Origin of the sequence: Lysinibacillus sp. OF-1 (genome assembly GCF_028356935.1) — a bacterium.
Lineage (GTDB): Bacteria > Bacillota > Bacilli > Bacillales_A > Planococcaceae > Lysinibacillus > Lysinibacillus fusiformis_D.
The window spans coordinates 2609861-2626726 of sequence record NZ_CP102798.1; the positions used below are offsets into that span (position 1 = coordinate 2609861).

The 16866-nt window shown below is 33.5% G+C and carries 7 protein-coding genes; all 7 read right to left on the reverse strand.

Annotated elements, in window-relative coordinates; all coding sequences use genetic code 11:
• Position 1: 1 nt before the first annotated feature.
• Complete coding sequence (gene fabD, locus NV349_RS12735) at positions 2–1255, reverse strand: ACP S-malonyltransferase (RefSeq protein ID WP_271910120.1); 1254 nt, start codon at positions 1253–1255, stop codon at positions 2–4.
• 41 nt (positions 1256–1296) lie between these two features.
• The gene (locus tag NV349_RS12740; protein ID WP_271910121.1) at positions 1297–5145 is read right to left on the reverse strand and encodes a beta-ketoacyl synthase N-terminal-like domain-containing protein; all 3849 of its coding nucleotides are present in this window, start codon (positions 5143–5145) and stop codon (positions 1297–1299) included.
• Positions 5123–6436 carry an MFS transporter gene (locus tag NV349_RS12745; RefSeq protein WP_058844580.1) on the reverse strand — a complete coding sequence of 438 codons (1314 nt, stop codon included), beginning with the start codon at positions 6434–6436 and terminating at the stop codon, positions 5123–5125. The genes NV349_RS12740 and NV349_RS12745 overlap by 23 nt, the downstream gene beginning before the upstream one ends.
• A complete protein-coding gene (locus tag NV349_RS12750; RefSeq protein ID WP_271910123.1) occupies positions 6433–13833 on the reverse strand; it encodes a condensation domain-containing protein in 7401 nt (2466 codons plus the stop codon). Before NV349_RS12750 ends, NV349_RS12745 begins: the two co-directional genes overlap by 4 nt.
• Entirely contained in the window at positions 13826–14548 is a 723-nt protein-coding gene (locus NV349_RS12755) for a 4'-phosphopantetheinyl transferase family protein (protein WP_271910124.1), read from the reverse strand. Before NV349_RS12755 ends, NV349_RS12750 begins: the two co-directional genes overlap by 8 nt.
• Before the next feature lie 490 nt (positions 14549–15038).
• On the reverse strand, positions 15039–15617 hold the full coding sequence (locus NV349_RS12760; protein ID WP_036120593.1) for a trimeric intracellular cation channel family protein: 579 nt from the start codon (positions 15615–15617) through the stop codon (positions 15039–15041).
• Positions 15618–15868: 251 nt separating this feature from the next.
• On the reverse strand, positions 15869–16789 hold the full coding sequence (locus NV349_RS12765) for a substrate-binding domain-containing protein (protein WP_036120596.1): 921 nt from the start codon (positions 16787–16789) through the stop codon (positions 15869–15871).
• Positions 16790–16866 lie beyond the last annotated feature (77 nt).

Below are 16866 nucleotides of genomic sequence, written 5' to 3' on the forward strand. Positions count from 1 at the left end.
ATTATTTAGAAGCATTAATTTTTAGATATTTAGAATATAAATTTGGATTTGCGATTGATAATTTTAGAAATTCCAGTGTTTCATTTTTAGGAAACCCTTTATGCATTAAAATGGAAAAAAATTGTTGAGATAAACTTGCAACTCGATGAGATTCCACTGTCATGTGTTTGCTCTCTTTCATCTCTTTTAATTCCTGTTTAATGATCTGATAGGGAGAATGGATTTCTTTCTCAAAGTCCTGCTTATCGATTTTTTCTTTAAAAGGAGTCCCAATAATAACTCTTAAACACGCTTGTAAAAAGTGGATAGTTTCTTCTACTTTGAATGTATTTTCATTAAGATTATTTAAAATAGAATGGATGCCATTTTTCTCGTTAACAGGTATTGCCCGATAGTCAGGATATTCCATCTTCATAATATCCGTTAGAATCGTTTTAGGACCCATCTCAATAAATGTGCCAACGTCTTTATTAATGAGCACGTCCATAACTTTTGGCCATCTCACACTTTCCGTAAGTTGTCTACTTAATTGATCTGCTATTTCGTCAGCCCTACTATATAGTTGACCTGAAGCACAGGAAAATATAGGATATCGACAATCATTCATCTGTGTTTGTTGCAGAGCTGCTTGAAATCTTTTTTCTGCTGGCTTCATGAGTCTACTATGAGCAGGAACACTAACAGGTAATATCTTTGTAACCGCTCCCTTTTTCTGTAACTCAATGGAGGCCTGCTCCAATGCATTTTTATGACCACTTAGTACGATTTGATTTGTCGAATTAAAGTTTGCAACAGTTACATGATTATTGTCAGTATCTATTCTTTGACATACTGCCTCCACTTCTTCTCCAATAAGTCCAAAACAAACAACCATACCGCCATCTTGAGTACATTCACTCATAGCAGTTGCACGAAGCTTTACTAATTCAACTGCCTTGGCAAAAGGGATTCCGTCGGCAGCAACTACTGCCGACAGTTCACCTAGACTATGTCCAGTTAAATAGAGTTTTTTTACATCATTATTTTTTTTAAATATATCCCAGCAGGCAATGCTATAAACTAGAATTGCAGGCTGAACTATTACCGTATTACGAAGTTCTCCATTTTTATTTTCACATGCTTTCAATAAATCATAGCCTAATATATCGCTAGCCTCATTATACAGATCACGAGCTATTTGATAATTTTTGTATAATTCTTGTCCCATAGAATCGTATTGTGAACCTTGACCCGGAAATACAATTGCAGTGTTCAAACGATATCCCTCCCAATGTTAATAGTCATTTTCCTTTCAACTCAATGCTTATTCAATAGTAGAGATAGTGCCTCTTCTGATGAAATGTCATCACTTTCAAATGCCTCAAGAATATCGCTTAATTCATCTTTGGCATTATAAAAATGATCGCAGTATACAATTTGGTCTTGGAATGTAGGATTACTATATAAATCAGAGATTTCAAATTTTAAATCAATGAATTTATTTTTAAATAAATGAACAAATCTTAAAGCACTTAAAGAACTTCCTCCTAAACTAAAGAAATTATCAATTTCTTTAATCGTTGAAATACCTAAAACTGTTTTCCAAATTTCACGTATACTCGCTTCAATCTCAGATAGTGTAAACTCACTTTTCACTACTACTTCTTCCGTTGAAATACTTTCGTTTTGATTATTTTTTGACTGATTAAAGCGCTCTACTTCGTTCCAAAAACGCTCGCCAAATGGAATTTTAATAACTGGTTTAAGATAATGGACTTGCTCTAAATCAAAACGTGAAATCAGACTCCATTCATAGCCTTTAGTGAAAAATAAGTTCAATGAATTTTGGAAATCTACAAAATCAATTGGAGGTATGGCCGTATCACTCCCAAAATCTTTTTTATCGTCTAGTATTAACGTAAAGTTCATCGTTTTGCCGTTGATTCCTTTTTGATTCAAATACCCAGCCATTGAGTCTAAATATTGATTCACAGCGCAGCATTCACTTGCAGATTTTGTACCCATTAAAGAAGAGATTGAAGAAAATAGGATAAAGAAATCTAATGGCTCTGGATTTAATTCTTTTTCCACTAAATAAGTGCCGATTACTCGGTTATGAATACCTTTTTTGAATTGACTAAGCGTTAATTCTTTTATCCATAGATGGTAAAGTTGTTTGACTAACATGAACGCTCCATTGATTTCACCAAAATCTTGTCTAATTTTCGCAAATGTTTCTTTAACAGCGTGTTCATCTGTCACATCACACTGCAAGATTGTAACTGTAGAACCTCGACTTTCAATCTCCATAATTGACGTCAGTTTATAAATCAACATTTCATCTTCTGGTTGATTATTCTCAATAATCTTTGCCCATTCCATTCGGTCTGGTAATAAATTTCTAGCTAATAAAATTATATTGACATTTTGCTTTTCACTTAAAAACTTCCCTAATTGAACACCTAAATATCCTGTACCACCTGCAATAACATAGTTTCCATTCTCTCTTACTATAATTTCATTACCATTAAAATCATCGCTTTGTCTTTCAATAACTTTTGTATATCTTTTTGATTTTCTAAATGCCACTAATTCTGGGCGATGATCTTTATCTTGTTGTAACTCTTTTAATAATTGTGTAGCAATGTCTTGAGAACTTCCGTCTAAATCATGATCGATCGAATAGGATGAAATAGTCGGCTGTTCCTGTGAGATAACTTTCGCTAAGCCAAAAGTTGTTACCCTAGCAGGAATTATTTTTTCATTGTCCTGAACTTGCTCTGTTAATGACGACATGACATTTAATTGAATTGGATGTGTAACTTCAAACTCTAATAACATCTTTGTTATATTGAATAGTGAGAAAATACCTTCTTCTTGGGATTTCTCCATATTTTCTTTTGTTTCCATTGTTTCATCTAAGTGCTTGAATGTGTAAGAATGGATAATCCCTTTTAAATTCCTTAATTCATCCACACCTATATTTTCAAACAGCTTATACATATCTTTTTCGGAATTTATGTCAATACCATATTGTTCCGTTGTATATTTTACAAATTTGTCTGATTCAAGTACTTCAATTATTTTTATACCTAAAGCAGCCATTCTATTTTTTAGCTCAACTATATTTTCATCATCTTTATTCACAAAGAAAAGCCAAGTTGATCCTGCTTTTAATGCTACATCAGTAGTCGTCTTATCATAAGGATAATATAACCATTTCTTTTCGAAAAATAGCTCTTTCGTCTGATTTTGGAATGCCTCTTTACTAGATGGCCATATTCTTCTTGTATTAAAAATACTGACTGGCAACGGAAGTAATTGCCCATCTTTAAATAATTCGCGACATTCCTCTGTAACATTGTTACCTTCTAAGTATCGCTGCATTAGCGCTTTATCTGCTGATGATGAAGCGGTAAATTCATCTAGATTTTTAATACTATCAACTTGTGTTTCATGTTCATCAGCTAAAAATATGCCTTGTGTATAAAAATTCTTCGGGACCTTTTCAAATGTTCTTACATTTAATAATCTTTCGACTTTTCGAAGTAGTTCATGACAATCGCTTGCAAAAATACATACTCTAGACTGTTCATGGCTTCTTCTATTATTTAATGTATAGGCTAAATCTTGAATACTGTAATTTTCATTATTTTTAAGATGACTAGCTAAGGTTTTTATTTGATCCCAAAGCGCTCTACGAGTTTTACTTGAAATAAACAACGGTGTCAGTTTTTCAGTTACTTGCTCCTGTTTATGATGTCGATACTCCTCTAGTACCACATGAACATTCGTGCCACTTATGCCTATTGAATTAACACCTGCTCTTAAAATTTTATGCTCATCAAACGTTTTATTTTCTGAGCTGACTTTGAACGGTGTTTCTTTGAAGCTTATTTTAGGATTTTCTGCTACAAAATGATTAAGACCTGGAACTGTTCTTTTTTCGATGGATAGTACAGCTTTTATTAATCCTGCAATACCTGCAGCATCACCCATATGGCCAAAATTCGACTTAATTGAACCTAATTGACATTCAACAGTCTTATTTGATTTTTGTAGATAGGCCTTTTTAAGTCCCTCTACTTCGAGTAAATCACCTACTTGAGTACCTGCGCCATGCGCCTCAACAAAATCAATATCATTAAATGATAACTTTGCATCGTCCAGAGCATCCATGATTGCTTTAGATTGAGCGTCAGGATTCGGAACTTGCATCCCATTTGATGCACCATCGCTACTTATACTTGAACCCTTTAGAACAGCATGAATGTGATTATTGTCGTTTATGGCATCAGATAATCTCTTTAGAACAATAGCAGCAACCCCTTCACCTCCGATAATTCCATCTGCACTTTCATCAAATGGTGAACATCTATATTTTGTGCTTCTTACAACATAATCAGGCGCTTCCTCTTCCCAATAAGGAAATAAATTCAAATTCACTCCAGCGACTACCGCTAAGTTACAATCCCCCTGCTTAAGCGCATTTTTAGCAACATGAACAGCGGCTAAAGAAGAGGAACAACTCGTATTAATTGTCATAACTGGACCTTTAAGATCGAATGCATATGATAAATGATAGCCCAGATTAGCAGGTATATTTGAAATAAAAGCCCGCTCATCTTTTTCTTCAAATAAATTTAAATAATCAAATGCAGGATGAGGAGTATGCGCTATAAATACGCCAGTATTTGAATCCTTTAGATGATTTTCCTTGTATCCTGCCATGTACAAGGACTCTAATGCAACCTGTAAAAACAAACGCTCCGCTGGCCCCATAAATTGAGCTTCATGTTCATTCAATCCGAATTGTTCAGGGTCAAACTGTTCAATGTTCGTTAGCCATGAGCCATACGATCTTGGATCATTCGTTAAATTATTTTTCAAATGGTTATACATGTCATGCAATTTAGGGTTAGAATTAACAATTAAATCAAAACGCTCTTTTGAAAATTCAGTCACAAAATCCTTTTTATTTATGAGACCTGTCCATAGATCATCCAGGTTTGAGACATTAGGAAATCTTAAAGACATACCAACAATTGCGAGTGGTTCACTTGTTTCTTTTTCCATTTCATCTAGTAAATTTAATGCTAAATTTGTATCCAACTTATTTTCTTCTACTAAACTTAATATTTTTTTAGACATTGTGCTGTACATCATTTTCTTCTCTCCTATCAAAGTCTTTAATGTATTTTAGTTGAGCGAAAATTGCCACAGTTAATATAATTAAGCCTCCAGCTAGTAGGAGTAGTGTCCCATACACTCCTCGTTCTCCACTACCTAAATAAGGGATAATATTTACGTTTGAGGCAACTAATTTATCAGCAAGTATTCCTCCTAAAATGTAAGCGACGGGTAATGAAATCCAAGCGAATGTTCTAGCAATTGAAAAAACTCTTCCTAATAAATTGGGCTCCGTATGAAGTTGAATTAAAGTTAGTGTACCTGTATTAACCACTGGCAGTAATAACCCTAAACCACCCCAAAAAACGGCAATTAATAGCATATTATTGAATAACCCTGTTAACGTTATAAAAACACCAATACCAAAATTCGAAATTAGTACTAACCATATGATGTGTTTCTTCAATTTGATGAATGACATTAGTATTCCGCCTAATACCATCCCTCCTCCATATATAGAGCTTAGTAAACCAAATTGTTCAACGGTTCCAAAGCTCAATATATACGGCTGTCCAACTACTTGATTGAACCCTAGTGCAAAATTTAAAACCGTAAATAGTAACACTAACGTAAGAAGTGATTTATGCTTGATTAAATAATTGAAACCATCTTTTAGATCACCTAAAATGGAGTTATTTTCATTGCTATCTTCATTGTCACTGTTCTCTTTCACGCTTAATTTTGTCCAAAGTATTAAGAGAATAGGAATGGCAATACAATAAGTAACTAGCTCTGCCCCAATGATATAGATAATACTTCCAAATCCCATTATTACACCACCAATAACAGGACCCAGAACATCACTAGTCGATGATGCCATGGAAAATACACCATTAGCTCTAGATAACTTTTCCTTTGGCACTAGGTTAGGTGCTAATGTTTGTAATGCTGGTGTTTGCATAGAGCTAACTATAGAAAGAGATATAGCACCAGCAATTACATGAACCATACTTATATTCCCTAGTAAAAGGGAGGAGAAAATTATTGAAGAAATAATTAGTCCAATAATATCTCCTAGTAATATTAATAATCGTGGACCTTTCCTATCTATCCAAATTCCTATAAAAGGCGATAACACAATTGCTGGTAGAAATCCCGCAACTAAAACGACCGCAAAACTAGATACTTGACCTGTACTTTGGTAAGCCCAGACACCAAGCCCAAACCTTGCAACAGAAGAACCTAATAAAGATATAAAATGAGTAGCTACAACCATTAAAAAGATTGTAAATCCTCTGTTTGTTGGTTTGCTAAAATAAGTTATCATGTACTTTGGGGCTCCTTTGCATTTCCACTACATTCAACCAAAGCTTCTTCAAACTTAGATAAGAGATGTTGAGCTTTTTCATTACTAATCACTTGTGTATCTACCTCTAAGCTTAGATTAAGTTTTCCATCCAAAATAAAAATGTTTATTTCCAAAATATTAGAAAGTTCATTATCAGGATGAATAGCAGGGGCCTGAGGAAGATTTGAGGAGTACTGTAGCACTCCGTTCCCTCCATTTTTACTATTTGTGGAAGTACTAATATCGTTATCAAAATCCCCTAAATAATTGACCAATATTGATGGTTGAATATGCGTAATGTTGTTATTTTCTTTGATCCACCTTGCTATCATAAAGTCCAGTCCACTGCCAATTTCGCTCAATGCTTGTCCAACTGTGTAAAGCATTTCTTCGACAGTATTTATTGTCACCTGTAGCGGATACATCGTAGTAAACCAACCTATTGTTCTACTAAGATCTAATGCTGATTGGCGACTATCTCGTCCATGCCCTTCAAAGTTAAATAACACATCTTTTTGACCGAATAGTTGACTAAACGCTTGAGCAAATGTTACGGCAATAAGAACATCAGGTTTATAAATTTCTGAATGTTTTCTAGCATTTAAAAATTGCTTTGTACTTTCTTCACTTAGCGTTTTCGTTACATGATATCGATCCTTAAATAAATAATCTTTTCTGACAGGCTGAATGCATAATGGATGTACATTTTCCACATCTATATTTTCCCAATAAGAATAATTCGTGTGTAATTCTTTTTTATACAATTCTCCTATCCAATCCGAAAATTGCGTCATAGGGAAGCTGATCTTATCTTCACCATTTACAATAGCTACATAATTATTTTCTAATTCCTCTAATAGAACCCTCCATGAAACTCCGTCAACGACTAGATGGTGAATAAAGAATGTTAAAATAGGCTTCTTAGATGTTAGGAACACTACTGCTCCTATTGGTAATACCTTTCCAAAATTAAAGTTATTTTGTAATTGGAATTGAATCTTTTCAATTTCTTCTTTTAGCCTACTTGGAGGTGTTAATTTTAGATCTTTCACAATTAGCTTAAATGTGTTGACTAAGCTTGGTTCAACAAAAGCCTTTGGTTTGCTCTCGTTCACATCAAACCATGTCAGCAAGCTCTCATTAACCGAAATAATTGATTGGAAAGACTTTTCTAAAGCAGCCACATCCACTTTCTCAGGCAATTCTACTGACATTAATAAGTTCCAATAGTGGGCATGTTTAAATGTTTGTTGGAAGAACCATCTTTGCATTGGAGCAAGTGGAATCTCCTTAGAACTTAATTCCTGCCATTCTTTTTGAATGTCCATTTCTTTAGTAGTGTTCATAGCGATTTTTCGAATACTTCTACAATTAAAGATATGGTCAATTTTCAAATTAATATTTTTTTCCTTTGCCTTTGAGATAAACTTTAATGCCTTGATGGAGTCTCCTCCAATTTTAAAGAAATCAGAATCAATGTTAAATTGACGGTCACTTAAAATCCCTTTTAGTATAGACAGCAACTCTCTTTCAACCTCTGTCAAACTACTAATATCATCTGTCTGAACTATTCTGTCGTCGTATAATTCAGGGCTTGGCAGTGAAAGTCTATCTACTTTTCCACTATTAGCCATTGGAATTTGTTCTATTTTTTGATAATACGTAGGAATTAAAGATTCTGGTAAATATCGTAAAAGGTACTTTTCAATATCTCTTTGATTAATCTCTTGCTGACTGACTAAGTAAGCACACAGCTGTTCACCAGATTCATTTTTATATAATTTAACCACAGCATCTTTAATACTTGGGATTTCTCGCAAATATCTTTCGATTTCTTCTAGCTCCACTCTATGGCCACGAATTTTAACCATATTATCTTTACGTCCATAACAAACGATTTTTCCGTTAGGCAATACTTGCCCCAAATCCCCTGTCTTATATAAATAGCCTGAGTGTAAATGATTAATATAATTAGCTATAAACTTAGTTCTAGTTAAATTAGACTCTCCCAAATAGCCTAGGGCAACACTCTCACCACTTAATACGATTTCACCAACACCATATGAAGGGACTAGCTGATTCTGATTGTTCAAAATGTAAACAGAAGTGTTATGAATCGGTAATCCGATTGGCGCATGGATATAATCTGAATGTAAATCTTCTTCTGTTACTTCATGATAAATCGTTCCAACAGTAGCTTCAGTTGGCCCATATTCATTAATGATACGAGCATAAGGGAATTGATCTCTCAACGTTTTACATAATGATATATCTAAAGCTTCTCCCCCTAGGATGAAGCACTCTACATTTGGTGCAAATCTCTCATCCTCAATTAAATACTGGATCTGTTTAGGTGTGCCTTTTATCGTTATTGTTTCTTTTATTTTGGCTACACTTTCAAAAGCCTGATCGATTTCTCCTTCACAGCATATTATTTTTCCACCCGTTATTAACGGAATAAACATGGAAGTAATCGTTAAATCGACAGATATTGAAGTGAAAAATGGCATATTTAACGATCTTCCAGTAGGTGAATAGTATGCAGTAGCCCAGTTCAAATAATTATTAAGGTTTTTACCTGAAACAACTACACCTTTTGGTTTTCCAGTACTACCGGATGTAAAGAGAATATATGCAGGAGAAGTTTTAGCAAAAGAATTTAACTCAATCTCTACATGCTCGTCTAGATGAATTGCTTCACTTAGCATATTTTTAGAGCTGCTTTGTTTATATTTTGCGCTCTTCTCTTTAACAATGATGACAGCATCAAATCTATATTGATTTAGCTCATTGCTTACAGTGTATGTCTTCTCAGAACATTCAATTTGTATATCAGCACCGATATCACTGAGAAGCTCTTTTAAAATTTCTTCATTAATAAATAAATCTGTATCCCAATCTAATTTAGTATTCTTATCCATATTTTCTTCTTTAAATGCTTGTAAAGAAGAGACAAATTCATCTTTTTTATCGATATTTAATAAATCTCCCAAGAAGATGATTCCGCCCTCTTTTAAAGAGTCAATAGCTTTTTGAAGTACCACCTTTAAATAGCCATAGCTCGGGAAACAATGAATAACACTATTAATGACAACCGCATCTAATGCTGTTTCAAACTTCTTAAAGGCATGAGCCTTGGAAATGTCAAATTGAATATTGTTAAAGTTAGATTTTTGAGCAATCTGTTTATTCCTCTCGATAATGGAGGAAGATAAATCCATAGCTGTATATGTTTTCGTATATGGAGCAAGAGCAAAAGTTGTCAAACCTGAGCCACATCCAAGCTCTAATACATTTGAATCTTGAGGTAAATACTTTCTTATTTTGTTTACTGCATTTTCCGCATACTCTTGCATTTCTAAGGAACTGAAAGCTTCACCTGTATAACTACTATTCCAACCACTAGCCTCTATTTCTGTTTTCTGCCCTTCTGCAAAATAGTTCCACAAAGATTCGTTCATTAATTCACTTGAATCAACAACAGCACACTGATCTAAATCTGTTTCTCCTAACACCATAACCGTTTGAATATTGTCATTTTCAAATAACAGCCTATTACACAATGAATAGAATTTCTTTTCTGAAATAATAACGTTAGCTTGACTTTGTTTGATAATAGATTCAATTCTTGCTTTTGGATTTTTAGGTGATACAGGTATAAATGTGACATTACTCATTAAACAAGATAAAATACCTAAAATGGCTGTTCTATTATTGTCAGAAATAATGACAATATTTTTGATTTCACTGTTGCTGTTCAATAATTTTCTTGCTATTGATTTACTTCTATCTACCAACTCTTGATATGTTAATGAACCTTCGTTATCTTCTAATGCTGTTTTTTGTGGGTTCTTTTCTGCCATCATTAAAATGGTCTTTAAAAAGTTTCTGCCGTCTTCGACAAATTGACCATTTATAACACTTTTACTATTTTCTACATCGGTGTTATTTAATTCATGCTCATGTAAAACCATTTCCAGTATTTGTAAATACGTTTCAATTAATGAATCAATAAACTTAGATGAATATACACCGTCATAATACTCAAGGTTGCAGAATAACTCTCCACTTGGTAATTCAACGAATTCGAATTCAAGATCCCATTTACTAGTTTTGTGTTCAGAAACAATAGGTGTTAATTCTGCATCGTCAAAAGCTGATGTCGTATTTTTAAATTTAAAATTTTGAAGTGCCACGTTTATATTAAATAAAGGTGAACGACTAGTATCTCGAGGTAAATCTAATTTCTCCACTAATAAATCGAAAGGATATTCTTGATGCTTAAAGCTATCCAATAACATGGTCTTGACATTTCTTAATAATGTAAGGAAATCATCCTGTTCTTCATAATTAATCCTTAATGGGATAGTATTTGTGAATAAACCAATAATTTTCTCTAATTCTTCATTCAATCTTCCAGATACTGGTGTTCCGATCACCATATCCGTATCTCCAGTCATCTGATTAATAAGTTTAAATACACTTGAAACTAAAACCATGTATAATGTACTTTCATGTGTATTAGCAAAAGTTCTTAATTGATCTGCTAATGTAGCACTAATATCAAACCTTTTTAGCTTTCCTGTATAGCGGAAAGTACTTGGTCTTAATTTATCGCCTGTGATTTCGGTAATCGGAAGACTTCCGCTTAATGTATGAAGCCAGTAATCTTCATGTTGTTTAAATCTACCACTTTCTATATTTTCACGTTGCCATGCAGCAAAATCTACATACGTATTTTCTATTTGTGGCAATGTTTCATGTATATTATTACTATTGTACAAAGTGAAAAGTTCATCCGATAATAGCGATAATGACCAGCCATCTACTATAATATGGTGCATCATTAAAGCAAACAGACTTTTATCTTTTCCTGTTTTATATACAAATACTCTTAAAAGGGGTCCCGTTTCCAAATCATACGGAGTTTCTTTCCAACGATTTATTTGATCCATAGCTTTTGCTTCAGCATTATCTTCTAAATGAAAATCTTTGTATTCAAATAAATAGTTTGGTTTTTGCAGTATTTTCTGTTTATTTCCATTCTCATGCTTTACAAAAACTGTTCTTAACGATTCATGTCTCTGTGAAAGTAAATCGAATGTTTGGCGTAATCTCTCAATGTCAACTAACCCGTTAACTTTAAAAATAAACGGAGTATTGTAAACCATTTTTTGATCTGTTAATTGTTCTATAATGCTTAATCTGTTTTGACCGTATGATAATGGATATTCATGATTTTCAACACTAATTTGAGGTATTTCCTCTGTTGATTTTGAATGATCATTGTTTAATTGTTTACTTAGTTGTTCAAATGTAAGGAATACATCATCTAATACAAAGTCTCTCTTAAATTGTTTTTTCAAACGAGTAATAAATTGTAGCCCTGAAAGAGAATTTCCACCTACTGATATAAAACTATCCGTCTGCTTAATATTCTCTGTTTCTAGGATTATTTCTGCTAAACGAATGATTTCTTCAAGATTTGTTTTTCCTTTTACCTCTATAGCCTTTACGCCAGCCTCACTCTGTAACCAATAAGATTTCTCATCAAAGTAGTATGTAGGTAAAGAAATTTTATAATTCTTCTCATCTTGGAATTGTTTATGCCAACTACATTTTTCACCTGTAATAAAATCTTCTGCCAATTTTTTGATATTGTGATCGTCATGGGTTGTCATATCAATAATTTTTTCCCAATTAGCCATATCAAGATTGATTAAATTTTTACATGCGGCTATTAGATCGTCTATTGTCTCAGCAATAATGGCTACTCTTATTTCATGATGCTCCCTACCTGTACACATCGTATATGCTAAATCACTTATATTAATCATATCCCCAGTTAAATTGGAGAAATGTTCAATAGTGCCTCGCAAAGATAATTCAGATTTAGCAGAAAAAGGAATAACATATACTTTTTTATTATGATCTTTCTTATGGATTTCAGTCTTCGTTGGAGCTTCCTCTAATAGTAAATGTACATTTGTACCATTAAAGCCAAAACAACTTACACCAGCTACAATAGGTTCATTTTCTTTTTTATTTTTTTTAATATTAAATGGTAATGTCGGAATAAAAACTGGAGAATTGACAAAATCAATATGTGTATTTGGTTCAACTAAATTTATTGTAGGTGGAACTATTCCTTTTTTTATTACATGTAGCGCTTTGATTACACCCGATAAACCTGCAGCTCCATCAAGTAAGTGGCCAATATTTCCCTTCACAGAACCAATTGGCAAAAATTGTTTATCATTATTACTTCGTTCAACTGCTTCTTGAAGGCCTCGTATTTCAATAGGGTCACCTAAATGAGTACCTGTCCCATGCGCTTCAATATAGTCAATTTGCTCAGGCTTAATGCCAGCTAAATCCCAAGTTTCGGCTAATAAATCTGCATGTGCTTTAGGATTTGGTGCAGTAATACCTGCTGAAGTACCATCATTATTTACTTTAGAGGCAATTATAACAGCGTGGATATTATCATTATCTTCTATTGCTTGATCTAAAGGTTTTAATAACAGCGCTACTGCCCCTTCTCCTCTTCCTATCCCACTTGCTGAGTCGTCAAATGGCTTACACTTTTGTTGCTCAGACATAATACCCGCAGCATTCATAAAAAGTTTTTCACTATTTATTGGATAAGGAAAAATATTAACACCACCGACTAATGCCGTTTCACAATCATTATTCATTAAACCCACACAGGCTTCGTGAATTGCCAACATTGAAGAGGCACAGGTAGCATTCACAACATAAGACGGTCCTTTTAAATTAAAAATATAAGAAATTCTTGAGGCCGTAAAAGCAGGAATATTACCTGGAACACTTAATGGTGTGAATTCAGCCAATCCTTCAGAGTAATTGGTCATAGCTGCTGAAATGTAAACACCTGTATTTGAATTTTTTATACGACTCCCTGCATAACCAGCATCTTCAAAACATTGGTATGCAATTTGAAGGAATCTACGCTGTTGTGGATCCATCACTTTTGCTTCAGCAGCTGAAATATTAAAAAATCCAGCATCAAATTTATCAATTTCATCTAGCCATGCTGCATCCCAAAACGGCTTCTCCTTTGAAATTTTAAGTTTTTCCATATTATTAACAAGGAATCCCTCACACAACGCTTTCCTACTATCACTTAATTCTGTTATTTTGTCCTGTTCATTGCTTAAAACATTCCAAAATTCATCAAAATTTTTAGCACCAGGTAATTCCGCAGAAATTCCGATAATTGCGATCTTTTTATCTACTTTCGGTTTAGACTCACTTTTAATTTCATTCACCGATTCAATGATTTGTTTCGCTGCATTTTTTGTTAGTTCTTTATTTTTAAGAAGATTTAAAACTTGAGGTATTAATTTACTCATAATATTTATCCTCCTCTATTATCAGATTATTCAAAAAATATTTTTCTAAAGCCGAAAACTCTTTTATCTTTAGTTGTTGCTCTGAAGGAAATTCATTCATTTTACTGCATACGGAAATTTTATAACCATTAATCAAGTTATATTGCTTGAAATAATAAGGATAAGGACTAATATTTTGTTCAATTGAAATTTCATTATTACTAGTCTCTATGGAGAAAGAATCTAAAGGAATGCTTAAACCTAATCCAATATTTTTCACAAAAGCTTCCTTCAAAGTCCATAAATCATAAAAATGTTCTTTTTTCCTTTCAGTTGGCGTTTGATTGTACGAAGCGTATTCTATACGTGAAAAATAATTTTTAATTATTTCATCATCATAATTAGCTTTCATCTCTTCAATATCAATTCCTACATCACAATTGCCAATGACACATATGACCCATTCACCTGAATGAGAAATGTTAAATTCATAATCTCCATTGATACAGTATGGCTTCCCATATGTATTCGTTTGGATATTTATTTCAGAAGGATGACATTTTAAATGCTTCATCAATAAGTATTTCATCAACAATTCAGCTATTAAGGATCTATATGCATCTATTTTATTTAAGTAAGCTTCTATTCTTCTTGCTTTTTTTGTACATACAAAATTCATTAGTTCAGAATAATTTGAAATATGTACAGGTACTTTAATTAAACAAATTTCTATCACATATCACGCCCCCAAAATGTTCTCCACAACCCCAGAGTAAAAATTCCTTAAAATTACATTAAAGGATATTTACTTATAAAAACAAATCTATTTTCCAATTACAATATTAAACACCCTGGAATAAATAGTCAATAAATAACCTGCCTTATTTTATAAAAAATACCAATTATGTTATATTTACCATTCGTTGTTCTTAGTCTATGAGTATTTACATAGAGTTTTGTTAGAACTACTAAAAATCACAAAAAAAAAGGATTCTTCCCTATAGAAGTCCTTTTAAAACAAAATTATACTATGTTGATATGTATGTTTATTAGGAAGTTTTCTATACCCAACACATTCAATCACTCAGATTAATTTCCAAATACAAATCAGCAGAAGAATATTCTTCATAAAGAAACACAACATATTAAATTGAACAGCTTAAAACATTCCTTCAATCACCTACTTTCAGTGTCCTGCTAAAAAACTTGGACAAGTCCAACAATTTTTAAGGAAGCTTCAATTTATTATTCACAGATAACATACGGATGATCACAATCAAAATAACAATGACTGACAATTGAAGTGGGCTGCTCCACCCTGCCCAGATGCAAAGCCCACACAAAAATGTTAAGACAGCATGGATTTCTTCTCTTAGTGCGAGCGGCGTTCTCCCCGCTAACAAATCTCGGATCATGCCACCGCCAACACCAGTAAACATAGAAGCTAGAATAATAATACCTAGATCATGATGGAGGCTTTGCGCTAACAATCCTCCTTGTATTGCAAAGGAAGCAAGGCCAATCGAATCAAAGAAATAGCCCCAGCGGTTCCAGTGATGAATCCAATTCCTTTTGACAAATAAAATAGTCGTCAGCGTGACTAAAACAACTAATAAGGATTGCCGCTCCCATATATCTGATACTGGTATATCCAGTACGACGTTGCGAATAATGGAACCTCCATAAGATGTAGTAAGTCCAAGCACAAATATACCAATAAAAGAATATTTGGCCTGTAACGCAACAAATGCGCCACTTATCGCATAAGCAATAATACCAATGACATGTAATACTGACCAGGTCACATGATTCAACTCCTCTTTTTTATACCTATATACATAAAAAAGCCCATCATAAAATAGTTGCGTGGTTACTACGCAAGCTATTTTATGATGGGCTAATATTCTAGCAGTTTTACCTACTAATTTATCCATCTCACCATATATACGTTCAAAATTCCATAGAAGCTATGCAATATTACTATGACATAACGACCATAAAATTTCCCAGTAAAATTATAATCGATTTCGTTGTTAAACTCAATATAAAATTTTGATTACAGTGTTTCATACATAATTTGGCCCATTTGGGAAATGTCATAATCACCTAATGCAGCCACCTCAGCTTGGAAATCTGGTGCGTTTAAAATTTCCTTCACCGCCTCAATTAGTTGTTGATTTTCAGGCGTTTTTAATAACACAATGTCGTAACGCTCTCTGACAGCGGGTATAAAATCGACAGGGATGAGCTTGGCGATTTTTTCAATCCCAATTCCAACGTCTGCATATCCATTTGCTACAGCAGAGGCAACGTCGAGGTGGCTCATTTCTTCATGGGTATACCCTTTAATCATGGATGGTGCGATTTCATGAATACGCAATTGCTCGTCTAGTAAAGTGCGAGCACCTGAGCCTTTCTCACGATTAATAAATGTAAATGACTTTGTTTTAAAATCTTCAAATGTGTGGATTTGCAATGGATTCCCTTTTTGAACATAAAAACCTGCTCTACGTGATACAACATTGATGAGGACAAAGGCATGACTCACAAAGATTTTTTTTACATAAGGCGTATTATAATCTCCTGTATCTCCATCAAACATATGTAAACTCGCAATATTACAGTCGCCATGATACATCGCCATGACACCATTAAAACTACCTTCATGTGAACGTAATACTTTCATTGTTTGTCTTTTCTCAAGATATTTTGCTACTATATCCAACACTAAATCTTGCCCACTAATAATAATTTTCGACTGATTTTTAGGTGAAGTAGCTACAGGGGACATAGCTGGAGTGGTACCTGTTTTACGTTTTTGTATATAGGCTTGCAAGTCCGCACGATCTACTCGCATTTGCCGCCCCACACGGAAAACTGGCAAATCTCCCTTTTTCACCAAATCATAAATGGTTAATTTCGAAACCTTTAATAATTGTGCAACCTCTTCAATCGTATAGGATTGATCTTGTGACATATAAACATTCTCCTCCTATAAACCTCTCTTTACATGGTAACGCATTTATAGCTTGATGAACATCTTGAAATTTTCTT